This window comes from Streptomyces sp. NPDC001348 (assembly GCF_053597535.1).
The window spans coordinates 47,494-70,010 of the sequence record NZ_JBSFIK010000029.1; the positions used below are offsets into that span (position 1 = coordinate 47,494).

The 22,517-nt window shown below is 72.7% G+C and carries 20 protein-coding genes and 1 pseudogene; 8 read left to right on the forward strand and 13 right to left on the reverse strand.

Annotation, left to right across the window (positions count from 1 at the left end; translation table 11 throughout):
• Positions 1 to 7 precede the first annotated feature (7 nt).
• Complete coding sequence (locus ACWC21_RS27140) at positions 8 to 841, forward strand: phospholipid scramblase-related protein (RefSeq protein ID WP_450885448.1); 834 nt, start codon at positions 8 to 10, stop codon at positions 839 to 841.
• Between the two features lie 103 nt (positions 842 to 944).
• Here ACWC21_RS27140 and ACWC21_RS27145 read toward each other — a convergent pair whose 3' ends face one another.
• Together ACWC21_RS27145 and ACWC21_RS27150 are read right to left on the reverse strand one after the other, a co-directional pair.
• Positions 945 to 1,895, reverse strand: a complete 951-nt coding sequence (locus ACWC21_RS27145; protein ID WP_450885449.1) for a hypothetical protein — start codon at positions 1,893 to 1,895, stop codon at positions 945 to 947.
• Positions 1,892 to 2,698: a phosphatase PAP2 family protein gene (locus ACWC21_RS27150; protein WP_450885450.1), complete on the reverse strand. Its 807-nt coding sequence runs from the start codon at positions 2,696 to 2,698 to the stop codon at positions 1,892 to 1,894. The genes ACWC21_RS27145 and ACWC21_RS27150 overlap by 4 nt, the downstream gene beginning before the upstream one ends.
• A gap of 197 nt (positions 2,699 to 2,895) precedes the next feature.
• Between ACWC21_RS27150 and ACWC21_RS27155 the strand changes: the two genes are divergently transcribed.
• On the forward strand, positions 2,896 to 3,510 hold the full coding sequence (locus ACWC21_RS27155) for a TetR/AcrR family transcriptional regulator C-terminal ligand-binding domain-containing protein (RefSeq protein ID WP_450885451.1): 615 nt from the start codon (positions 2,896 to 2,898) through the stop codon (positions 3,508 to 3,510).
• Between the two features lie 154 nt (positions 3,511 to 3,664).
• Here ACWC21_RS27155 and ACWC21_RS27160 read toward each other — a convergent pair whose 3' ends face one another.
• Positions 3,665 to 4,663 (reverse strand): DUF2510 domain-containing protein, encoded by a 999-nt coding sequence (locus ACWC21_RS27160; RefSeq protein WP_450885452.1) that lies wholly within the window; start codon positions 4,661 to 4,663, stop codon positions 3,665 to 3,667.
• A gap of 381 nt (positions 4,664 to 5,044) precedes the next feature.
• Here ACWC21_RS27160 and ACWC21_RS27165 point away from each other — a divergent pair, with 381 nt between their 5' ends.
• Positions 5,045 to 7,723, forward strand: coding sequence for an ATP-binding protein (locus ACWC21_RS27165; RefSeq protein WP_450885453.1), 2,679 nt, complete (start codon positions 5,045 to 5,047; stop codon positions 7,721 to 7,723).
• Positions 7,724 to 7,885: 162 nt separating this feature from the next.
• Here ACWC21_RS27165 and pcaDC read toward each other — a convergent pair whose 3' ends face one another.
• From pcaDC to ACWC21_RS27190, 5 genes and pseudogenes are all read right to left on the reverse strand, one after another.
• Positions 7,886 to 9,013 (reverse strand): bifunctional 3-oxoadipate enol-lactonase/4-carboxymuconolactone decarboxylase PcaDC, encoded by a 1,128-nt coding sequence (pcaDC, locus tag ACWC21_RS27170; protein ID WP_450885454.1) that lies wholly within the window; start codon positions 9,011 to 9,013, stop codon positions 7,886 to 7,888.
• The gene (gene pcaB / locus ACWC21_RS27175) at positions 9,010 to 10,344 is read right to left on the reverse strand and encodes a 3-carboxy-cis,cis-muconate cycloisomerase (protein ID WP_450885455.1); all 1,335 of its coding nucleotides are present in this window, start codon (positions 10,342 to 10,344) and stop codon (positions 9,010 to 9,012) included. Before pcaB ends, pcaDC begins: the two co-directional genes overlap by 4 nt.
• Entirely contained in the window at positions 10,341 to 10,946 is a 606-nt protein-coding gene (pcaG, locus tag ACWC21_RS27180; RefSeq protein WP_450885456.1) for a protocatechuate 3,4-dioxygenase subunit alpha, read from the reverse strand. The genes pcaB and pcaG overlap by 4 nt, the downstream gene beginning before the upstream one ends.
• Before the next feature lie 6 nt (positions 10,947 to 10,952).
• Complete coding sequence (gene pcaH / locus ACWC21_RS27185; RefSeq protein WP_450885457.1) at positions 10,953 to 11,726, reverse strand: protocatechuate 3,4-dioxygenase subunit beta; 774 nt, start codon at positions 11,724 to 11,726, stop codon at positions 10,953 to 10,955.
• 9 nt (positions 11,727 to 11,735) lie between these two features.
• A pseudogene (locus ACWC21_RS27190) lies at positions 11,736 to 12,004 on the reverse strand (3-oxoadipyl-CoA thiolase); the annotation flags it as partial.
• Between the two features lie 276 nt (positions 12,005 to 12,280).
• On the opposite strand from ACWC21_RS27190, the gene ACWC21_RS27195 reads away from it, so the two are divergent.
• Both ACWC21_RS27195 and ACWC21_RS27200 read left to right on the forward strand, forming a co-directional pair.
• Positions 12,281 to 12,745 (forward strand): MarR family winged helix-turn-helix transcriptional regulator, encoded by a 465-nt coding sequence (locus tag ACWC21_RS27195; protein ID WP_450885458.1) that lies wholly within the window; start codon positions 12,281 to 12,283, stop codon positions 12,743 to 12,745.
• Positions 12,746 to 12,885: 140 nt separating this feature from the next.
• Positions 12,886 to 14,076 carry a zinc-dependent alcohol dehydrogenase gene (locus ACWC21_RS27200; protein ID WP_450885459.1) on the forward strand — a complete coding sequence of 397 codons (1,191 nt, stop codon included), beginning with the start codon at positions 12,886 to 12,888 and terminating at the stop codon, positions 14,074 to 14,076.
• A 43-nt stretch (positions 14,077 to 14,119) separates the two neighbouring features.
• On the opposite strand, the gene ACWC21_RS27205 is transcribed toward ACWC21_RS27200, so the two are convergent.
• A complete protein-coding gene (locus tag ACWC21_RS27205) occupies positions 14,120 to 15,184 on the reverse strand; it encodes an ATP-dependent DNA ligase (RefSeq protein ID WP_450885460.1) in 1,065 nt (354 codons plus the stop codon).
• A 73-nt stretch (positions 15,185 to 15,257) separates the two neighbouring features.
• On the opposite strand from ACWC21_RS27205, the gene ligD reads away from it, so the two are divergent.
• Together ligD and ACWC21_RS27215 are read left to right on the forward strand one after the other, a co-directional pair.
• Positions 15,258 to 16,277 carry a non-homologous end-joining DNA ligase gene (ligD, locus tag ACWC21_RS27210; RefSeq protein ID WP_450885461.1) on the forward strand — a complete coding sequence of 340 codons (1,020 nt, stop codon included), beginning with the start codon at positions 15,258 to 15,260 and terminating at the stop codon, positions 16,275 to 16,277.
• A 200-nt stretch (positions 16,278 to 16,477) separates the two neighbouring features.
• Positions 16,478 to 17,518, forward strand: a complete 1,041-nt coding sequence (locus ACWC21_RS27215) for a LacI family DNA-binding transcriptional regulator (RefSeq protein WP_450885462.1) — start codon at positions 16,478 to 16,480, stop codon at positions 17,516 to 17,518.
• Between the two features lie 17 nt (positions 17,519 to 17,535).
• On the opposite strand, the gene ACWC21_RS27220 is transcribed toward ACWC21_RS27215, so the two are convergent.
• Positions 17,536 to 18,324, reverse strand: a complete 789-nt coding sequence (locus ACWC21_RS27220; protein ID WP_450885463.1) for a VOC family protein — start codon at positions 18,322 to 18,324, stop codon at positions 17,536 to 17,538.
• Positions 18,325 to 18,592: 268 nt separating this feature from the next.
• Here ACWC21_RS27220 and ACWC21_RS27225 point away from each other — a divergent pair, with 268 nt between their 5' ends.
• A complete protein-coding gene (locus ACWC21_RS27225) occupies positions 18,593 to 18,838 on the forward strand; it encodes a WhiB family transcriptional regulator (RefSeq protein ID WP_450885464.1) in 246 nt (81 codons plus the stop codon).
• 121 nt (positions 18,839 to 18,959) lie between these two features.
• Here the strand turns inward: ACWC21_RS27225 and ACWC21_RS27230 are convergent, their stop codons facing one another.
• The 3 genes from ACWC21_RS27230 to ACWC21_RS27240 form a co-directional block, all read right to left on the reverse strand.
• Positions 18,960 to 19,934, reverse strand: coding sequence for an acyl-ACP desaturase (locus ACWC21_RS27230; protein ID WP_450885465.1), 975 nt, complete (start codon positions 19,932 to 19,934; stop codon positions 18,960 to 18,962).
• Positions 19,935 to 20,173: 239 nt separating this feature from the next.
• On the reverse strand, positions 20,174 to 20,950 hold the full coding sequence (gene ddaH / locus ACWC21_RS27235) for a dimethylargininase (RefSeq protein WP_450885466.1): 777 nt from the start codon (positions 20,948 to 20,950) through the stop codon (positions 20,174 to 20,176).
• A 133-nt stretch (positions 20,951 to 21,083) separates the two neighbouring features.
• Positions 21,084 to 22,517, reverse strand: a 1,434-nt coding sequence (locus tag ACWC21_RS27240; protein WP_450885467.1) for an ATP-binding cassette domain-containing protein, incomplete at its 5' end; no start/stop codon positions are given.

Here is a 22,517-nt window from a genome sequence, read left to right on the forward strand (position 1 = left end):
TGCCCCGGTGACCACGCAATCGAACACTCCTGCAGGTTGGTACCCGGATCCGCACGGTGCGCCCCAGACGCTCCGTTACTGGGACGGCGCGCAGTGGACCGACCACACCAACCCGGACCAGCGGGGCGCCCAGCAGGCCGCCCCGCCGGCGGCGGCGTTTCCGCAGCAGGCGGCCGGTGACGCCAAGGTGCAGCGTCAGGTGCAGCAGCAGGCCGGAGTCACCGCCGGCGGCCCCGGCGGCGGCACCCTGTTCACCGAGCCGGTGCTGGTGGTGAACCAGAAGGCCAAGCTGATCGAGGTGACCAACGAGTACAAGGTCATGGACCAGAACGGCCGGGAGATCGGCTCGGTCGTCGAGGTCGGCCAGAGCTTCATCCGGAAGGTCGTCCGTCTTCTGTCCAGCCTCGACCAGTTCATGAAGCACAAGCTGGAGATCCGCGACGCCTACGGCCAGCCGCTGCTGCTGCTGACCCGGCCGGGGAAGATCTTCAAGTCCAGGGTGATCGTGGAGCGCCCGGACGGCTCGCCGGTGGGTGAGATCGTCCAGCAGAACATGATCGGCAAGATCAACTTCGCGATGAACGCCGGCGGTCAGAAGATCGGTGCCATCAAGGCGGAGAACTGGCGGGCGTGGAACTTCGCCATCGTCGACCACGCGGACAACGAGGTCGCCCGGATCACCAAGACCTGGGAAGGCCTCGCCAAGACGCTGTTCACGACGGCGGACAACTACGTCCTGCAGATCCACTACCAGCTGCCCGAGCCGCTGCTGAGCCTCGTGGTGGCGACGGCGCTGACCGTCGACACGGCGCTGAAGCAGGACTCTCGGGGACTGGGCTGACACCGGTCCACTGCATACGAAATTGCATACGGAATACGGGCCGCGGTCCACCGGCGGCCGGTACGCGCGTCACTTTCCGCACGTACCGGCCGCCGACGTCGTTTCACAGCGGGGTGAGGCGCCCTGACGGCGAGCGGCGGGGCACCAGCACCGGTTCTCTCGACGCCGTTCCCGGCTCCAGTGCCAGGACGGCCGCCACCGGGTGCTCTTCCTCGGCTCCGCGGGCGGATTCCGCCGCCGGTGTCACCCGGGTCAGCAGCACCACACCCCAGGACGCCAGTCCCGCCCCGGCGAGGGCGAGCAGGACACCGGCCACGCCGCCCCGCAGTCCCTGGCCGAGCAGGCTGAGCCCGATCACCGCGGCGGCGACCGGGTTGGCCAGGGTCACCACGGCCAGCGGGGCGCCCAGACCGCCCCGGTAGGCCGTCTGCGACAGCAGCAGCCCGCCCGTGGCGAACGCGGCGACCAGCAGCGCCACCACGACCACCCCGATGCCGAGGCCGGATCCGGAGCGAGCGGTCGCCGCCACCGTCACCGTCTGGGTGAGCGCCGAGGCCACGCCCGAGGCGAGGCCGGACGCCGTCGCGTGCCGCAGTCCCGGCCGGGTACCGGGCCGCGCCAGCGCGCCGATCAGGGCCGCCGTCGCACCGGCGACCGCGAGCGCCTCGGTCAGGCTCAGCGACCGCTCCGGCGCCGGACCCGACGCGGTGACCAGCAGGGCGGCGAGCCCCAGCAGCGTGAGCGCGGTGCCGCGCCATTCGGCCGGGCCGACCCGTCGCCCGGCGGCCCGCGCTCCCATCGGCACGGCCGCCACCAGGGTGAGCGCGCCCAGCGGCTGGACCACCGTCAGCGGACCGTACTTCAGAGACACGACGTGCAGCAGCGCGGCGCCCGCGTTCAGCCCGACCGCCGACCACCACGCACTGCTGCCGAGCAGCCGCAGCAGACCCGCGCCCAGTTCCCGTGAGGCGAGGCGTTCCTGGGCGACGGCGGCCGCGGCGTAGGCGACGGCCGAGACCAGGGACAGGGCGACGGCGACGAGATCCGCGTTCATCGGCCCGCTCCGACCAGGACCGGCTGCTCGGGGGAGACCGGCGTCCGCCGGCCGCGCCGGGGCGTGCTCGCCGCACTCTCCGTGCGGTGCGGCGGACGGATCAGGGCGAGCGCCACGCCGAGCATGGCCGTCGCGACGATCGCGTCGAGCCAGTAGTGGTTCGCCGTACCGACGATCACCACCAGCGTCACGAGGGGGTGCAGCAGCCACAGCAGGCGCCGGCGGGAGCGGGTCGCGACGATCAGGCCGATCGCCACCATCAGGGCCCAGCCGAAGTGCAGCGACGGCATCGCGGCGTACTGGTTGGAGAGGTGGTCGGTCTGCGGTGGACCGTATACGGAAGGTCCGTACACACGCGCGGTGTCGATCAGCCCCGTGCCGGTCAGCATGCGCGGCGGGGCGAGCGGGAACGTGAAGGGCAGTACCAGGGCGGCGGCCGTGACCGCGGCGAGGACCCGGCGGGCCCAGACGTAATGTGCGGGCCGCCGCAGGTACAGCCAGACCAGGAAGGCGGCGGTGGCCGGGAAATGAACGGTCGCGGAGTAGGTGTTCGCCAGATGGACCAGGGTGCCGCCGTGCAGCAGTGCGGACTGCACGGCGCCCTCGTCCGGAAGGTGCACGGCCCGTTCCAGGTCCCATACGCGGCGGGCGTTGCGCAGGGCCTCACCGGTGTGGCCGGTGGCCAGCTGCCGGCCGAACTTGTAGACGAGGAAGAGCCCCGCGACGAGCAGGAGCTCACGGACGAGCGGCGGTCGCGCTATCGCGTCGGACTCCGCTTCTGCAGGCTCGGTACGGGCATCCATCCCCCGGCCCCTTCACTGACGGTGGTGCTGACTCATCGATACGTTCCCGTACCGATACGCCAGTGTACCGATACGTTCGCGTACCGGTACACTGGCGTATCGATTGACATAGGACACACTGGAGACGGGTTTCACCGACCGCCGTGAGCGGGCGGAGGCCCGCACCGTGACCCGGACCCGAGTGAGGAGAAGAGCACATGACGTCGCAGGCCGCGGACGGACCGGAGACGGTCGCCGCCTCGCGCCGCTCCAAGCTCACGCCCGAGCGTGAGCGGGAGTTCTTCGACGCCGTGCTCGAACAGATCCGGGAGTGCGGCTACGACTCGGTCACCATGGAAGGAGTCGCCGCCAGCACCCGGTGCAGCAAGTCCACGCTCTACCGGCAGTGGAAGACCAAGCCCCAGTTCGTGGCGGCGGCGCTGCGGGCCGACCGCAAGGTGCGCTTCGCCGGCATCGACACCGGCTCGCTCGCCGGGGACCTGCGCCGGGCCGCCCGGGCCGCGGGGGACTGGTCCGGCAAGGACACCCGGCTGATGCAGGCCCTCGGCCACGCGATCACACAGGACCCCGAACTGAAGCAGGCGCTGCGCGAGACACTCATCGACCCGGAGATCGCCGCGCTCCAGGAGATCCTCGCGCGCGGTGTCGAGCGGGGCGAGGTGCCCGCCGGTCACCCGGCCCTGGAGTACGTGCCCGCGATGATGTTCGGCGTGCTGCGCGCGCGGCCCGTGCTGTGCGGCGAGTACGCCGACTCCGGCTATCTGCTGCGGTTCGTGGAGGCCGCCGTGCTGCCCGCACTCGGGCTGACCTGAGAGCCGGGCCGCCGTCCACGGGATGACTGGACGGCGACCCGCACGCGTCGCACCGTGGGGACGGGGGCGGCGCGCACCGCCGGCCGGGTGGGGTTCCTCCTGAGCGGAGGGGCACCCCGCCCGGCCGGCTCATGTGCCGGGTGGGACCGGCGGCTCAGACGTCCTGCCCGTTGCCGCCGCCGGTCGACACCTTGATGCCCCTGGTGATCTCGTCGACGACCGATGTCCGCTGCCCGAAGTCGACGCCGAAGCGCACCACGACGATCCGCTTCGGGTCGGTGGGCGAGGGGAAGGCGAGCGACTCCACGTACCCGTCGGCCCCCTTGCTGGTGACCGCCCTCCAGCGCACCAGGTAACCCTTCTGGCCGGCGACCGTGACCGCCTGGGACGCCAGCACCTTGTGGGAGGTGACGCTGCCGTAGGTGGTGCCGCCGTAGGACTGCTTGACGTTGGCCGCGATGTCCGCCTTGGCGACCGCCTCGGCCGTCTCGCCCTTGTCGCCGAGGAGCAGCGCGGGTGCCGAGGAGGCGCCACCGGTGGTGCAGGTCTTGGAGGTGTCCCCGGGGCATTTGTAGGAGTCGTCCGAGGTCACCTGCACGCCCGCCTCGAACGCCTGTCCGGTCCAGCCGTCCGGTACGGGCATGCTGATGCCGTTGATCGGGTCGCTGACCGTACCGCCGCCCTTGACCTTCGGCGCCTCGGACTGGCCCGGCGCGGGCGACCGGCCGTCCGGACCGCCGCCACCGCCGTTGCCGGAGCCGCCGCCCGGACCGCCGAACGGCCCGCCCTGGCCCTCGGAGCCGCCCTGGCCGCCGGGGCCCCGGTGCGAGCCGGCCCGGTCGCCGCTGCCGCCGTCGCCGGAGAGCGCGTACACGCCGACCCCGATGCTGGTGAGTACCGCGGCCGCCACCGCGACGGCTATGCCCGTGCGGAGTCCGCGCCGGGGAGAGGCCGGCGGCTGGGCGGGATAGGCCGGATATGCCGGGTGCGCGCCGGCGGGCGGTGCCTGTGTCGGGGGACCCCATACGGCGGCCGACCCGGCGGGACGGGTCTGGTCCGTCCATGCCTTGCCGTCCCACCAGCGTTCGGTGGCGGGACCGTCACTTGTCTGCCCGGGGTCGGGGTACCACCCGGGAGGAGTCACCTGCGTCATGACCCCACCGTATGAGGCCTCGGTGAAAGAGGGATGAGAGCCCCCGGAATCGGCCGTCCCCACGGCCTTCCCCGCGGCTGTCCCTCCGGTCGCTCCGGCCCGGCCGATCGGCTCCCCGCCGCGCGGACGGCGGCCGCCGCGTGCGTTTCCCGCGGCCGTGTCCCAGGGCGGGCGGCTCGCCGCGTTCCGCAACCGGCCTCGCTTTACCGCCCATTGACGGTTCGTCACCCTACAGTGGCTGGTGGGGGCCGGTGGGCGTCGCCGGTGCGCACCGCCGTTCACTCGTCACGGCAACAGGTGTCCCGACCGGCCTCCGGCCGGCGGACGGGAGGGCTACGCTCGAGATCTGTACTTCGTTCGGGCGACTGGGGAGGTAACGGGATGACGGAGGCGCGGCCCCCTGCGGTCGCCTCGGCTCCCCTGTGGGAGCGCGACGCGGAGATCGGCACCGTCACGCGGGCGCTCGACGCCCTGTGCGCGGACCGTTCGTCCTCCGGGAAGCTGCTGGTGTTCCGCGGCGAGGCGGGACTCGGCAAGACGGCGCTATTGGCCGAGATCCGCCGTATCGCCGAACGCCGCGGTTGCACCGTGTGGTCCACCCGCGGCGGCGAGACACTGAGATCCGTCCCCTTCAACGTGTTACGGCAGCTGTTGCAGCCCGCGCTGGTGTCGCTGCTGCCGGAGGAGGCCCGCGAATACCTCGGCGACTGGTACGGCATCGCCGGCCCCGCCCTCGGCATAACGGAACCCGGCGAGGGCCACGCCGACCCGCAGGGCGTGTGCGACGGACTGGTCGCCGCCGTCCGCAGACTGGCGGGACGGTGGTGGCCGCTCGTCCTGCTGATCGACGACGCGCACTGGGCCGACCAGGAGACCCTGCGCTGGCTCGCCGCCTTCACCGAACGCCTCGACGACCTGTCCGTCCTGGTCGTCGTGGCCCGCCGGCCCGGCGAGGTCAGCGGTGACAGCGCCCGCCACCTCGACGCGGTGGCCGCGGGCGCCCCCGTCACGAGCCTCAGCGCTCTCACCCCCGACGCCACCGCCGGCCTCACCCGCGCAACCCTCGGACGGCATGCCGACGCCCCGTTCTGCCGGGAGGTCTGGGCCGTCACCGGCGGCAACCCGTACGAGACGGTCGAACTCCTCGCCAAGGTGCGCGACGGCGAGTTCGAACCGGTCGAGACCCACGCCGGTGAACTGCGCGCCCTGAACCGCTCCGCCCGCGGCGGCGGGATCGTCGCCCGCCTCGAGGATCTCGGCATCGACGCCACCAAGGTGGCCTGGGCGGCCGCCATCCTCGGCACCGGCATCACCGTCGACCTGGTCGCCCAGCTCGCCACCCTGCGCGACGACGACGCACGGCGCTGCGCCGAACAGCTGGTCGGGGCCCGCATCCTCACCGAACCCGACCCTGCCGCCGCCCGCGTCGACGACGGCGAGCTGGAGTTCGTCCACCCGCTCATCGCCACCGCCGTCTACAACTCCATCCCGCCGGCGATGCGCACCGCGATGCACGGCATCGCCGCCCAGGTCGTCAGCGAGACCGGCCGCGGTGCCGCCGCGGCCTCCCGGCACCTTCTGGAGGTGCACCCGGACGAGGACGAGGAGCTCGTCGAGCAGTTGCGCGAAGCCGCCCGGGAACACCTCGCCGTCGGCGCGCCGGACGCGGCCCGACGCTGCCTGGAACGCGCCCTGGTGGAGCCGCCCCGGCCCGACGTCCACGCGCACGTGCTGTACGAACTGGGCTGCGCCACCCTTCTGACGGCACCCGCGACCACCATCGACCACCTGCAGGCCGCCCTCGCCATGCCGGGCCTCGACGGCGACAAGCGCATCGACGCCGTCGTCCGCCTCTCCCAGGCCCTGCTCCACAACGACCAGCTGGAGGAGGCCGTCCGCACCGTCGAGGCGGAGGCCGCCCGGCAGGAACCGGGGCCCGCCAAACTGAGGCTGCAGGCCGTGCACTACATGTGGGAGGGACTCCACGCATCGGACGCGGCCACCCCGGGACGCTCCGAGAGCCTCGCCGCGCTGGCCCGTACCTGCACCGGCCGGGACAACTCCGAGCGTGCCCTGCTGATCCTGCGCGGCTTCGACGCCATGACCCGTGGCGAGAACGCCGAGGAGGTCGTCGAAGTGTGCGACCGGGCCCTCGTCAACGGCCGCCTCGCCCCCGGCCTCGGCTGGACCGACACCGAGTGGGGCATCGAACTACTGCTGATGCTGGCCAACGCCTACGTCTACACCGACCGCCTCGACCGTGCCGAAGCCCTCTACACGGATGCCCTGCGCGCCTACGAGACCGCCGGCTGGAGCGGTGGCCACCTCGCCCTGGCCCACGCCTACCTCGGCCTCGGCCATCGCAGACGGGGCCGGCTCAGGGAGGCGGAGGCGTCCCTGCGGGAGTCACTGCGCCTCGCCGAACGCGTCGGACGCGGTCTGCCCCTGTACTGGTCGGCCACCTGCAACCTGGTCGACACGCTGCTCGCCCGCGGCCATGCCGGGGAGGCCTGGGAAGTCGCCGAACAGTACGGGTTCGCGCCGCCGTACCCGTCCACCATCGTGCTGCCCGATCCGCGTTCCGTACGAGGCCGGCTGCTGCTCGCCGTCGGCCGGACCAAGGAAGGCGTCAACGAGCTGGAGGCCGCCGAGAAGGCGGCCGCCGCCCGCGGTCACCACAACCCCGTGATGGTCCCGTGGGCCGTCGACCTCGCCCGGGCCCTCGCCACCGAGGACCCGGCACGGGCCGCCCGGCTCGTCACCGACGCCCGCCGGGACGCCGAACGGTTCGGCACGGACACCGCCATCGGCGAGGCCCTGCGCTGCGCCGCCGCGCTCGAGACCGGCCAGCGCGCGGTCCGCCTCGCCGCCCAGGCCGTCGCCTATCTGGAGGCCTCACCCTGCCAGTACGAACACGCGGCCGCCCGCGTCGAGTACGGCATCGCCGCCCGCTCGGTCGCGGAGCTCAACCGGGGCATCGCGCTCGCACGGTCGTGCGGGGCGGACGGGTTGGTGGCGCGGGCCCGGGAGGTACTTGAGACGGGACGCGGACTGCGGTAGATCGCATACCATTTTGCATGCGGTTTTGCATGCGCCTTCGCATACGTCTGGTTCGCATACCGTCTTCCGCACACATCCCGTTCCGCATACGTCTTGCGTATACGTCCTGTTTGCACACGTCTTGCCATACGTCCTGTTCGCATACGTCTGTGCATACAGACGTCACCCGGCGGCCCCGTCCTCCTCCGCCAGCACCCGCTGGGCCGTGGCGAACGCCTTGTTGGCCGCCGGCACCCCGCAGTACACGGCCGTCTGCAGCAGCACCGCACCGATCTCCTCGGGAGTGAGCCCATTGCGTCGCGCCGCCCGCACATGCATCGCCAGTTCCTCGTAGTGGCCGTGCGCGACCAGTGCCGTCAGCGTGACCATGCTGCGTTCACGGCGGGAGAGCGTCGGGTCGGTCCAGATCTCGCCCCACGCGTAGCGCGAGATGAAGTCCTGGAACCGCGCGGTGAAGGGGGACTGTAGGGCCTGCGCCCGGTCCACGTGCGCGTCGCCGAGCACCTCCCGCCGCACCGCCATCCCCCGCCCGGCGGCCTCGCCGAAGTGGCCGCGCAAGGCGGTCAGTACGGCATCCGGGCACTGGGCGGGCGCCAGGTGGGAGGCGCCGGGGAGTTCGACGAGCGTGGCGCCGGGCACCGCGTCCGCGATCTCCCGCAGATGGGCGGGCGGGGTCGCCGGGTCCTGCCGGCCCGCGACGAGCAGGGTGGGTACGGCGATGTCGGCGAGCCGGTCCCGCAGGTCGAAGGCGGCCAGCGCGTCACAGCAGGCCGCGTACGCCTCCGGGGCGGCGTCGCGGTGGTCGGCCACGAGGCGCGGCACCGTGAAACCGGGGGTGAACCAGCGGGCGTCGGCGTTCTCGACCAGCCACCGCAGGCCTTCCCGGCGGACCCGCTCGGCCCGCTCCCGCCACGGCTGTTCGCCGCCGAAGTGGGCCGAGGAGCAGATGACGGCGAGGGACGTGAGCCGTTCGGGGTGGTGCACGGCCAGGTGCAGCCCCACCGCGCCGCCGAGGGACACTCCCGCGTAAGCGAACCGCTCGACACCGAGGGAGTCGGCGAGCGCGAGCACCAGCCCGGCCAGGTCGCCGACGGTCGCCCCCGGCCCGATCAGATCGGCCGGCGAGCCGCCGTGCCCCGGCAGGTCCCAGCGGACCACCCGGTGGGTGGCGGACAGTTCGGGGGCGACGGCGTCCCACAGCGCGTGGGAGGTGCCGAGCGAGGGCCCGAGCAGCAGCGGGGCAGCGGAAACGGGGCCCTCGGCACGGTAGCTGAGCAGTGCACTTGTCAACGTCGCTCCAGGGCACGGTCGGTGAGGGCTCGCGCGGAGCCGGTGTAGCGGGCGGGGTCGGTGAGCTCGTCGAGGTCGACGTGCTTCAGTTCCGGCTGCTCGGAGAGAAGGTGGCGGAGGTCGCGGTCCTCGGCGTGCGCACGGCGGGCGAGTCCGGTGAGCAGTTCCTTCGCGCGGGCCCGGCCGAGGAGGGGGGCCAGTTCGGCGGACAGCCGCTCGGAGACGATCAGTCCGTGGGTGAGGCCGAGGTGTTCGCTCATGGTCTCCGGGTGGACCCGCAGTCCGCCGGCCAGTTCGGCGAGGTCCCGGGCGGCGCCGCCCACCGCCCGCAGCAGGTCCCGCAGCGGCTCCCATTCGGCGTGCCACGCCCCGGCCGGCCGCTCGTCGTCGGCGGCCAGCGCCCCGTACAGCGTGGCCGCGAGCTGTGGTGCCCGCCGGGCCGCGGCCGCGACAAGGGTGGCCCGTACCGGGTTCGCCTTGTGGGGCATGGCCGAGGAACCGCCGCCGGCCCCCTCGGTGACCTCGCCGATCTCGGTGCGGGACAGCGTGAGCACATCCGCGGCGATCTTGCCCAGCGCCCCGGCCGTGAAGGCCAGGCATCCGGCGAGGTCGGCGATCGGCGTACGCAGGGAGTGCCAGGGCAGCAGGGGCTCGCGCAGACCGGTCTCCCTTGCGTAGGCGGCGGGCAGGGCGAGGGGGTCCCGGGCGCCGTACGCCGCGAAGGCCGCCAGTGTGCCCGCGGCGCCGCCGAGCTGGACCGGCAGCGAGTCCCGCACCGCCGCCGCCCGGTCCCGGGCGTCCAGCAGGAGCGACCGCCACCCGGCCGCCTTCAGCCCGAACGTCGTCGGCACGGCGTGCTGGGTCAGCGTCCGCCCGGGCATCGGTGTGCCGCGGTGCTCCGCGGCCGACGCGGCCAGCGCCCGCTCCGCGCGCGCCAGGTCGGCGAGGATCAAGTCCAGGGTGCGCGAGGCGACCAGCATCGTCGCGGTGTCCATGATGTCCTGGCTGGTCGCGCCCCGGTGCACGTAGGGGCCGTACTCCTCGCCGACGGCCTTCGTCAGGTCGGCCACCAGGGGGATGACCGGGTTGCCGCCGGCACGGGCGCGCTCGGCGAGGGACCGTACGTCGAAGCGGTCGGTCCGCGCCGCCTCGGTGACCGCCGCGGCGGCCTCGGCAGGGGCGAGGCCCAGTGCGGCCTGGGCGCGGGTCAGGGCTGCCTCCGCGTCGAGCAGGGCCCGCAGCTGGGCGGTGTCGCCGGTCGCGGAGGCGGCGGGGGAGCCGGCCCAGCCGGGGGCGAGCAGGCCGGGGTCGCCGGGGCCGGCGGAAGTCACCGGAACTCCAGGAAGACCGTCTCGCCCTCGCCCTGGAGGCGGATGTCGAAACGGTATGTGCCGCCCTGCTCGCGGGCGGCGATCAGGGTGGCGCGCCGCTCGTCGGCCAGCCCGGACAGCAGCGGGTCGGTGGCGTGCGCCGCCTCGTCGTCCGGCAGGTAGATACGTGTGAACAGGTGCACCAGCAGCCCGCGCGCGAACACGCACACGCTGATGTACGGCGCGCTCCGCCCCCGGGCGCCGGGCCGCAGCGTACGCGCGTACCAGTGGCCGTCGGCGTCCGTCTGGATGCGGCCCCAGCCGGTGAACTCCACGCCGTTGCGGCCCAGATAGCCGCCGGTCGCCGGGTCGCGCCGGATGGAGCCGTCGGTGGCCGGCACATTGCCGTCGGGGTCCGCGCCCCACAGTTCCACGAACGCGTCGGGCAGCGGCTCGCCGGCGCCGTCGAGGATGTAACCGTGCACCGTGATCGTGTCCGGGTGTCCGAGGGGCGCGATCTCCTCGCCGCCGCGGAAGGGCAGCGCGTACCCGTAGAAGGGACCCACCGTGTGCGAGGGGGTGGGCAGCACGCTCTCCGGGCTGCTGGTGTCGATCTTCGTCATGGCGGGTCAGCGCCCTTCTTCGATCCAGGTGGCGTTCGGGCCGTCCAGGACGATGTCCCAGTGGTAGCCCATCGAGAACTCCGGTACGGACAGGCTGTGGTCGTAGGTCGCGACCAGCCGCTGCCGTGCCGCGTCGTCCGTCACCGACTGGATGATCGGGTCGTACGGGAACAGCGGGTCGCTCGGAAAGTACATCTGTGTCACCAGCCGCTGCGTGAACGCCGTGCCGAACATCGAGAAGTGGATGTGGGCCGGTCGCCAGGCGTTGAGGTGGTTGCGCCAGGGGTAGGGGCCCGGCTGGATCGTCGTGAAGTGGTAGCGGCCCTCGGCGTCGGTGATCGTGCGGCCGACGCCGGTGAAGTTCGGATCCAGCGGGGCGTCGTGCTGTTCCCGCTGGTGGGCGTAGCGGCCGGCCGAGTTGGCCTGCCAGATCTCGACCAGCTGGCCGCGCACCGGGCGGCCGTCACGGTCGAGGAGACGGCCGGAGACGGTGATGCGCTCGCCGATCGGCTCGCCGTTGTGCTGCCGGGTGAGGTCGTTGTCGATCTCCGTGACGTCGCGTTCCCCGAAGGCGGGGGAGTGCAGCTCGACCAGCTCCGGGTCCTTGGTCACGTCGATGGTGACCGGCGGCTGTGTCGGGTGGCGCAGGACGGAGGAGCGGTACGGGGCGTAGTCGCGGCGCGGGTGGTGCTCGACGGGCGCGCCGTCGGCGACACGCTTCTCGTAGGCGGCGTGTTCGGCCGCGATCTCCTGGTCGATGTCGTGCTGGGTGAGGGGCATGGTGTGGTCCTAGCGTTCGAGGGCGGGGACGGCGCCCCGGCGCACGCCGATGCGGAGGGTGGTGACTCCTGTGCCGGGGCCGCGCCGGGCGGGCCGGCGCCGCGCTGCGGGCCGAGGACCGCCGGGCCGGACCCGGGCGGTTCGTTGTCCGCCGTGGCGGGAGTCCGGTTCACGGCCTCCACCGGGGCGAGCCCGGAGCAGTGCGGTTCCGTCGCCGGGACGCCGGTCGCGGTGACCCTCGCGAAGGGCTCGCGGCCGGTGGCCTCCAGACCCTCCTCGTGGGTCGCGGAGGCGGACGTCCGGCACATCGGCCACCGTCTGCCGGACCGTGGCGACCACCTTGTCCATCCGTGAAGCCTCATCCCCGTGAATTAATCAGCGCACTGAGCATTCCGACGAGATGCGACACACGCTGCCACCGTCGGAGCCGCAGCGTCAAGAGCCGTAATGACAGCAGAGGCGCGTCGGCAGACAGGCGCGGCAGGCCGCGAGTATCGTTCAGTGCACCGACGAAGACGTTCAGTGCACCGACGAAGACAACCACGGGAGCGCACATGGCCGCGGTGGATCTCTCCACCCACCCCGGGCACCTGGCCCGGCGGCTCCAGCAGGCGCACTACCTGCTGTGGAACACGATGGTCTCGGAGGAGACCACCTCACCGCAGTTCGCGGTCCTGAACACGCTCGTCGCCGAGCCGGGCCTGGACCAGCGCACCGTCGGGGAACGCGTGGGCCTGGACCGGTCGACGATCGCCGAGGTCATCAGCCGGCTCTCGCGCAGGGGACTGCTGGACAAGATGCGCGACCCGCAGGACGGCCGCCGCTTCCTGCTGCGGCCCACCGACGACGGCCTGCGCACCCACCGCAGGCTGGCCGTGCGCACCGCCCGGATGAACCAGGTCTTCCTCGCACCGCTCTCCGCCGAGGAGCAGCGGCTGTTCTTCGACCTGATCCGCCGGGTCTCGGACGCGGCCGAGGGACTGCGCAACCCGGGGGAGCCCGTCCCCGCGCAGTCCTGAGCCGGGCTGCCGGACCCTGCCCCGGCCGGCACTCCCGCGCACGGTTCGCGCCCGCCCCCATGGGTACCCGGGCGCCACCCCAGAACCCGAACGCGTGACGGCGACCGGCGCGCACACGCGACGGAAGGGAGCGCGAAGCGATGAAGGCAGTGACCTGGCAGGGCAAGCGGGACGTACGGGTGGAGGACGTGCCCGACCCCCGGATCGAGGAGCCGACCGACGCCGTCATCCGGCTGACGTCGAGCGGGCTGTGCGGCTCGGACCTCCATCTGTACGAGGTGCTCACCCCGTTCATGACCCCGGGCGACATCCTCGGCCACGAGCCGATGGGCATCGTCGAGGAGGTCGGCCCCGAGGTGTCCGGCCTGAAGCCGGGTGACCGCGTGGTGGTGCCGTTCCAGATCGCGTGCGGGCACTGCTTCATGTGCTCGGCCGGACTGCAGACCCAGTGCGAGACCACCCAGGTCACCAGCGAGGGCATGGGCGCCGCCCTGTTCGGCTACACCAGGCTGTACGGCGCGGTGCCCGGCGCGCAGGCCGAGTACCTGCGGGTTCCGCACGCCGACTACGGCCCGATCAAGGTCCCCGCGGGGCCGCCCGACGACCGTTTCGTCTACCTCTCCGACGTGCTGCCCACCGCCTGGCAGGCGGTCGCCTACGCCGACATACCGCGCGGCGGCAGCGTCGCCGTGCTCGGCCTCGGACCCATCGGTGACATGGCGTGCCGGGTCGCCCTGGCGCGCGGGGCCACGCGGGTCTTCGGCGTGGACCTGGTCCCGGAGCGGCTGGCCCGGGCCCGTCGGCGGGGCGTGGACACGTACGACCTCGCGGGCTTCGACAACGAGAAGGAACTGGTCGCCGCGATCCGTGACGAGACCGGGGGACGCGGGCCGGACGCCGTGATCGACGCCGTCGGCACCGAGGCGCACGGCAGCGCCGCCGCCCGCCTCGTCCAGCAGGCCGCCGCGGTGATGCCCCGCAAGCTCGGCGGTCCCCTCGCGGAACACTTCAGCGTGGACCGGCTCGCCGCCCTCCACACCGCCATCGACCTGGTGCGCCGCGGCGGCACCATCTCCCTCACCGGCGTCTACGGCGGTATGGCGGACCCCATGCCGATGCTCACCCTCTTCGACAAGCAGATCCAGATGCGGATGGGGCAGGCCAACGTGCGCCGCTGGAGCAGCGACATCGTGCCCTACCTCACCGACGACGATCCGCTCGGCGTCGACGACTTCGCCACGCACCGGATACCGCTTTCCGAGGCGCCGCACGCCTACGAGATGTTCCAGCGCAAGCAGAACGGCGCGGTCAAGATCCTGTTCCAGCCCTGACGCGGGACGCGGGGTGTCCTTGTCCTTCGGGACGCCGGGTGTCCTACGGCCCGAGGATCTCTCCGAGGTCGTAGCGCACCGGCTCCTGCAACTGGGCGTACGTGCAGCTCTCCGGGGCCCGGTCGGGGCGCCAGCGGCGGAAGCGGGCCGTGTGCCGGAAACGGGCCCCGTTCTCCATGTGGTCGTAGGCCACCTCGGCGACCCGCTCCGGCCGCAGCGGCACCCAGGACAGGTCCTTCCCGCCCGACCAGCGGCTCGGCGCCCCGGGCAGCCGGGCCGTCTCGTGGGCCGTCTCGTCCGACCAGGCCGCCCACGGATGCCCGGCGACGTCGTCCATGCGCAGCGGTTGAAGCTCCTCGATCAGCTCCGCCCGCTTCTTCATCGGGAAGGCCGCGGACACGCCCACGTGCTGGAGCCGGCCCCGGTCGTCGTACAGCCCGAGAAGCAGCGAGCCGACCACGGGCCCGCTCTTGTGCAGGCGGTAGCCGGCGACCACGACGTCGGCGGTGCGCTCGTGCTTGACCTTGAACATCACCCGTTCGTCCGGCCGGTAGCGCAGGGTGAGCGGCTTGGCGATCACCCCGTCGAGACCGGCGCCCTCGAACTGCTCGAACCACTGCCGCGCCACCTCGATGTCCGTCGTCGCCGGTGCCAGGTGCACCGGCGCCGTCACCCCGGCCAGCGCCCGTACGAGCAGCGCCCGCCGGTCGGTCAGGGGCGCGTCCATGAGCGACTCGCTCTCCAGCGCCAGCAGATCGAAGGCCACGAGGGACGCCGGGGTCTTCTCGGCGAGCATCCGCACCCGGGAGTCCGCCGGGTGGATGCGCTCGGTGAGGGCGTCGAAGTCGAGCCGCCCCTGACGGGCGATGACGATCTCACCGTCCAGCACGCAGCGCCCCGGCACCCGCTCCCTGACCGCCGCCACCAGCTCCGGGAAGTACCTGGTCAGCGGCTTCCCCGTACGGCTGCCCAGCTCGACCTCGTCGCCGTCGCGGAACACGATCGCCCGGAACCCGTCCCACTTCGCCTCGTACTGCATGTCCGGTGGGATACTCGCCACCGACTTGGCGAGCATCGGCTTCACGGGCGGCATCACCGGCAGATCCATGCTCCGATTCTGCTCGCACATCCCGCATGCCGCCCGGTGTGCGAGGTGTGTCCGGTACGCCTACCGTGGCGGCATGGGTGATGCGGTGGAGCTGGAGGTGGGCGGCCGGACCGTGCGGCTGTCCAGCCCGGACAGGCTTTTCTTCCCGGAGCGCGGCTTCACCAAGCTGGACCTGGCCCGGTACTACGTGGCGGTCGGCCCCGGCATCCTGCGCGCCCTGCGCGACCGCCCCACCACCCTGGAGCGCTATCCGGAGGGCGTGGGCGGCGAGTGGTTCTTCCAGAAGCGCGCGCCCAAGGGCATGCCCGACTGGATCCCCACCGCCCACATCACCTTTCCCAGCGGCCGCAGCGCCGACGAGATGTGCCCCACGGAGGAGGCCGCCGTGGTGTGGGCCGCCCAGTACGGCACGCTCACCTTCCACCCCTGGCCGGTGCGCCGCACGGACGTCGACCACCCCGACGAACTCCGCATCGATCTCGACCCGCAGCCCGGCACCGACTACGGGGACGCGGTGCGAGCCGCCCACGAGCTGCGTGCCGTCCTCGACGAGTACGGCGGTCTGCGCGGCTGGCCCAAGACCTCCGGCGGGCGCGGCCTGCACGTGTTCGTGCCGATCGAACCGCGCTGGACCTTCACGCAGGTGCGGCGCGCGGCGATCGCCGTCGGCCGTGAGATGGAGCGGCGGATGCCGGAGCACGTCACGATCAAGTGGTGGAAGGAGGAACGCGGCCGCCGCATCTTCCTGGACTACAACCAGACGGCACGGGACCGCACCATCGCCTCCGCCTACTCCGTACGGCCCCGTCCGCACGCCCCGGTCTCCGCGCCCCTGCGCTGGGAGGAGGTGGGGGTCGCGCAACCCCGGGACTTCGACCTCGTGACCATGCCCGCCCGGTTCGCCGAACTCGGCGACGTGCACGCGGACATGGACGACCACGCCTTCTCCCTGGACGCCCTGCTCGAACTCGCCCGCCGGGACGAGCACGACCACGGGCTGGGCGACCTGCCCTATCCGCCCGAGTACCCGAAGATGCCCGGCGAGCCGAAGCGGGTGCAGCCGAGCCGGGCGCGACGCGGAGACACCCCCTGACGGACCGTCCTCCGCGTCGCCGTCCGTCGCACGTGCCGAGGATGCGGCGGCAGTGGCCGAGCGGCAGGGTCACGTCGGTGCGGAGGTCGTAGCGCATACAACGACCCCGACGGCCGACCGGGGCGGAGCTCACGAGAGCGCTCTCACCAGGGCCTGCGACCGGGCTATCCTGATCGGTACACCCGGTGAGGAGTCCCGATTTGGCCGAGACGGCGCCACGTCCCACGCTGGAGGCCGTGGCCGCGCGGGCCGGGGTGTCACGGGCCACCGTGTCACGCGTCGTCAACGGCGGCGACGGCGTCCGGGAGCCCCTCGTCGAGCGGGTCCGGCGGGCCGTCGAGGAACTCGGCTACGTTCCCAACCGGGCGGCACGCAGTCTGGTGACGAAGCGGCACGACGCCGTCGCCGTCGTCATCGCCGAACCGGAGACCCGGGTCTTCGCCGATCCCTTCTTCGGGCTGCAGCTGCGGGGGATCAGCAAGGAACTGACGGCGCACGACAACCAACTGGTGCTGCTCCTCACGGAGGGCCGGGACGACCACGCGCGCGTGGCCCGCTACCTCGCCGGCGGCCATGTCGACGGCGCGCTCGTCTTCTCCCTGCACCTCGACGATCCGCTGCCCGGGCTGATCCGGGACGCCGGCGTCCCCACGGTGTTCGGCGGGCGGCCCGGGTGGAACGACGAGACCGGCGGCGCGGTGTACGTGGACAGCGACAACCGGGGCGGGGCCCGCAGCGCCGTGCGGCATCTGGCCGGACTCGGGCGCAGGCGGATCGCCCACATCACCGGGGCCCTGGACCAGACGTCCGCGGTGGACCGGCTCGACGGGTACCGGGACGTCATGGGCGACGCCGGCCCGCTACTGGTGGAGGAGGGTGACTTCACCCCGGCCGGCGGTGAGCGGGCGATGCGGGAACTCCTCGCACGGTGCCCGGACCTCGACGCCGTCTTCGCCGCCAACGACCTCACCGCCTCCGGTGCCCTGCGGGTCCTGCGCGAGCGGGGGCGGCGGGTGCCCGAGGACGTCGCGGTGATCGGTTTCGACGACATGCTGCCCGTCGCCGAACACACCGAGCCGCCGCTGACGACGATCCGTCAGGACATCGAGGAGATGGGCCGCTTGATGGCCCGCCTGCTGCTGGACGGCCCGGACCCCCGCCACCACGGCGAGGCCACCGCGGCGGGCGCGCCGGCCGGCGTGGTCCTGCCGACGACACTGGTGCGGCGCGCCTCCGCGTGACCGCGCGGCCCGGCCGCTCAGTCCTGCCGCGGCGCGCTCCTGAGCACCGCGAAGCGGGCGCCGTACGGGTCGGCGAGCCTGGCGATGCGGCCCACGCCCTCCAGGTCCGTGGCGGGCATCCGGACCGTGCCGCCCAGTTCCTGCGCCCTGGCGACGACCACGTCGGCGTCCTCCACGGCGAAGTACGGCAGCCAGTGGGGGCCGCTTTCCTCCGCCGGGGCTCCGGCCAGCGGGACGATGCCGCCGAACATCGCGTCCTCCCCGGCGCCGGCCGGATTGACGCAGGTGTAGCTGCCGCCGGGGAAGGGCACGGCCGATGTCTCGAGGCCCAGCACCTGGTGGTAGAACGCGGCGGCGGCCGCCTCGTCCGGCGTGTACAACTCGACCCAGCACAGCGAACCGGGCTCGCCCGCCATGTCCACGCCCTTGGTCTGCCCGGGCTGCCAGACGCCGAACGGCACGCCCGCCTTGTCGGCGAGGACCGCCATGTGTCCCTGTCCCATCACGTCGACCGGCTGGAAAAGGACGTTGCCGTGCGCCTGCTCGGCGGCCTTGGCGGTGGCGGTCGCGTCCGGGCTCTGGAAGTACACGGTCCAGGACGGCGGGCCCTGCTCGGGGGTGGTCTGCATACCGCCGGCGACGGTCCGGCCGTCCAGCTGGAAGAAGCCGTAGCCGCCGGCCTCGGGTCCCGCCGACTGGAACCGCCAGCCGAAGAGACCGCCGTAGAAGGAGACGGCACCGTCGATGTCGGGGGTGCCGACGTCGAGCCAGTTGGGGGCACCGTCGACGAAACGGGTGGTGAGCATGTCGCCCTCCTAGGAAGGGTCCCGTTGTCTGCACTGCCGAGTCTGGCACCGCCCACCGGCAACCGCTGCCGGAACGCGCCGCCCGCGGACCCGCTGTCGCTGTCCGTCTCGGTCGCGCCGGGCGCTCCCCGGCCGTCGTCCGGTTCGGCGCGCCGCCGTGCGCCGGTGCCCGGGCGGGGAGCATCATCGTCGGGCGGCCGGAGGGCCTGAACGCCTCGTTGACCCGGCGTTGATCGAACGTTTTTCGCCGTCCGGGACGCTTCTGGGCATGCACATCGACACCATCACCCCGGCCGAGACCGCCTGGCAGGCGCAGGCTCTGTGCGCCCAGACCGGGGCGGACTTCTTCTTCCCGGAGCCGGGCAGCTCGGTCCGCGAGGCGAAGCGCATCTGCGGCATGTGCGAGATGCGCACCGCGTGCCTGGAGTACGCCCTCAGCAACGACGAGCGCTTCGGCGTGTGGGGCGGCCTTTCGGAGAAGGAGCGGCTGGCACTCAGGCGCACGGCACCGTGACGGGACGTGCCGCCGCGGCCGGCGTGGCGCCGCGCGGCGGCATCGGCCGGTGGCCGCGGACGTGGCGCGAGGGCCGACGCGCCGCCTTCTCCGGGGAGGGTGCGCAGGTTCGCGCCGTGTGTCAGGCGCCGGCCCGCGCCGCCATCCGTGCCTTGCGCGCGGCCAGCTTCTCGTCGAACTTCAGGGCCTCCGCGTCCAGACCGCCCATGAACAGGCCGAGTTCCTCCTGCGCCTGACGGCCCTCGGGGCCGAGCCCGTCGATCTCCATGACCTTCAGGAAGCGCAGCACCGGCTGGAGCACGTCGTCGTGGTGGATGCGCAGGTTGTAGACCTCGCCGATGGCCATCTGCGCCGCCGCCCGCTCGAAGCCGGGGATGCCGTGACCGGGCATGCGGAAGTTCACCACCACGTCCCGCACGGCCTGCATGGTGAGGTCGGGGGCCAGGTCGAAGGCCGCCTTGAGCAGGTTGCGGTAGAAGACCATGTGGAGGTTCTCGTCGGTCGCGATGCGCGCCAGCATGCGGTCGCAGACCGGGTCGCCGGACTGGTGGCCGGTGTTGCGGTGCGAGATGCGGGTGGCGAGCTCCTGGAAGGCGACGTAGGCGACCGAGTGCAGCATCGAGTGCCGGTTGTCGGACTCGAAGCCCTCGCTCATGTGCGACATGCGGAACTGCTCCAGCTTGTCCGGGTCGACCGCGCGCGAGGTGAGCAGGTAGTCACGCATCACGATGCCGTGCCGGCCCTCCTCCGCGGTCCAGCGGTGCACCCAGGTGCCCCAGGCGCCGTCCCGGCCGAACAGCGAGGCGATCTCGTGGTGGTAGCTGGGCAGGTTGTCCTCGGTCAGCAGGTTCACCACCAGGGCGATCCGGCCGACCTCCGTGACCTTCGACTGCTCCTTGTCCCAGGCCTCGCCGTCGTCGAAGAGGCCGGGGAAGTTGCGGCCGTCGCTCCAGGGCACGTACTCGTGCGGCATCCAGTCCTTGGCGACCTTCAGATGCCGGTCCAGTTCCTTCTCGACCACTTCCTCCAGCGCGAACAGCAGCCGCGCGTCGGTCCATACGGACGGGCTGCCGAGGTGAGGGGAGGTGATCGTCATGGAAACTCCAGGGGGACGCCGGACAGGAGGGGGAGTGAACCGACTCGGTCGGGGCTGGACCGGCGAGCGGTGCCGGAACCTACGTGATCGTAGGCTACGAATCCGTAGGTTACGAACCCGTAGGTTAAGTGTGCTGTAAAGATCGCTGATCAGGCGGTCTTGCCCGGCCGGGCCGGGGTGTCGCGAAGAGCCCCGGGACACGCAGGTCCCAGGGCCGACGGAGTGAATGGATCACCCGTTCAGGCGTACAGCTCCCGCAGGCGCACCGAGAGGCATGTCACACATCCCTCGAGCTTCTCGAACTCGCCGATGTCCACGGTGACCACGTCGTGGCCGAGGTCGGTGAGCAGTTCGGCCGTCTTGGGCGCGCTGGCCGCCATCAGCAGTTTGTGGCCGCCGAGCAGCACCACGTGGGCGCCGGTCTCCTCGGGCACCGACAGGAAGCCCGGGAACAGCGAGGGGCGGTCCACGTGGGGGATGTGTGCCAGCACGGTCCCGTCGGGCAGCGCCGTGACCGCCGACTTCAGATGCAGCACCTTGTTCACCGGGACGGGGACCACCCGCGCGCCCAGCGGCTCGAAGGCGGCCCGAAGCTGCTGGACCCCGGCCGCGTTGGTGCGCCCGCCCCGGCCGACGTAGACGGTGTCGCCGACCTTCAGCACGTCGCCGCCGTCCAGCGTGCCCGGCTCCCATATCCAGTTGACCGAGCAGCCGAGCCGGGCCACCGCCTCCTCCACGCCCGCGGTCTCCTCGCGCCGGGACTCGGCGCCGGGCCGGGTGATCAACGCCACGTTCCTGTACATGACCACGGTGTCCTCGACGAACACCGAGTCCGGGCAGTCGTCGGCGGGATCCACCTCGAGCGTCTCCCAGCCGTGCGTGCGCAGTGCGTCGACGTAGGCCTCCCACTGCTCGACGGCCAGCCCCACGTCGACCTTCTCCCGCTCGATGTGCGTCACCAGGCCTTCGGCGAGGCGCGGGCTGGGGCGGCGGACGAGGGCCTTCTTGCTGGGCACGAGGGGTCTCCGTATCGGCGGGGCGGTCCGGCGCCCGTTCTCCGCGGCGCCGGTCCGCCATCATGCAGGGCGGCTGGGTGAGGACAAAACCATCGTGGTCGTGCTGTGCCCCTCCTGAGGCGCGCCACGCGGGCTACGCGGGATCCTCCAGGGCCTGCAGGCCGGTCTCCCTCAGTTCCCCGCCTTCCACCAGCAACCAGCGGGTGATGCCGATCGACTGAAGGAACGGCAGGTCGTGACTGGCCACGACCAGCGCGCCCTCGTACGACTCCAGGGCGGTCGTCAACTGGCGCACGCTCGCCATGTCCAGGTTGTTCGTCGGCTCGTCGAGCAGCAGCAGCTGCGGTGCCGGCTCGGCGAGCATCAGCGCCGCCAGGGCCGCCCGGAACCGTTCCCCGCCGGAGAGCGTGCCCGCCTTCTGGTCGGCGCGGGCGCCCCGGAAGAGGAAGCGGGCCAGCCGGGCCCGGACCCGGTTGTTCGTGGCGTCCGGCGCGAACCGGGCCACGTTCTCCGCGACGGTCAGCTCGTCGTCCAGGACGTCCAGCCGCTGCGGCAGGAACCGCAAGGGGACGTGCGCCCGTGCCTCGCCCGCCACCGGGGCCAGCTCCCCGGCGATCGTGCGCAGCAGGGTCGTCTTGCCCGCGCCGTTGCGCCCGACGAGGGCCACCCGCTCCGGGCCGCGCAGTTCGAGGGCACCCCCGGCCCGCGCCCCGTACGCCAGTTCCAGGTCCCGCAGGGTGAGCACGTCGCGGCCGGGCGGCACGGCCGTGTACGGCAGGTCGACGCGGATCTCGTCGTCGTCCCGTACGGCCTCCACCGCCTCGTCGAGCCGCTCCCGCGCCTCGGCGAGTTTCTCCTCGTGCATGATGCGGTGCTTGCCCGCGGACTCCTGGGCCGCGCGCTTGCGCGCCCCCATGACGATCTTCGGTTCGCGTTTGCTGTCCCACATCTTCTGCCCGTACCGCTTGCGGCGGGCCAGCTTCACCTGGGCGTCGGCCAGTTCCCGCTTCTGTTTGCGCCAGTCGGCCTCGGCGACGCGCACCATGCGTTCGGCCGCCTCCTGCTCCGCGGCGAGGGCCTCCTCGTACGCCGTGAAATTGCCGCCGTACCAGGTGATCTCGCCGGCCCGCAGGTCGGCGATCTGGTCGACCAGGTCGAGGAGTTCCCGGTCGTGGCTGACCACGAGCAGCACGCCCGGCCAGGAGGTGACGGCCGTGTACAGCCGCCTGCGCGCGTACAGGTCGAGGTTGTTGGTGGGCTCGTCCAGCAGCAGCACGTCCGGGCGGAGCAGCAGCAGCGCGGCCAGCCGCAGCAGCACCGACTCGCCGCCCGAGACCTCGCCGACGCGGCGGTCGAGGCCCAGATGACCGAGGCCCAGCTCGCCGAGGGTCGCCAGGGCGCGTTCCTCGACGTCCCAGTCGTCACCCAGGGTCTCGAAGTGCTCCTCGGCCGCGTCGCCCGCCTCGATGGCATGCAGCGCGGCCCGCTGCGCGGCGATGCCCAGCGCCTCGTCCACGCGGAGGGCGGTGTCCAGGGTGACGTTCTGGGGCAGGTGACCGACCTCGCC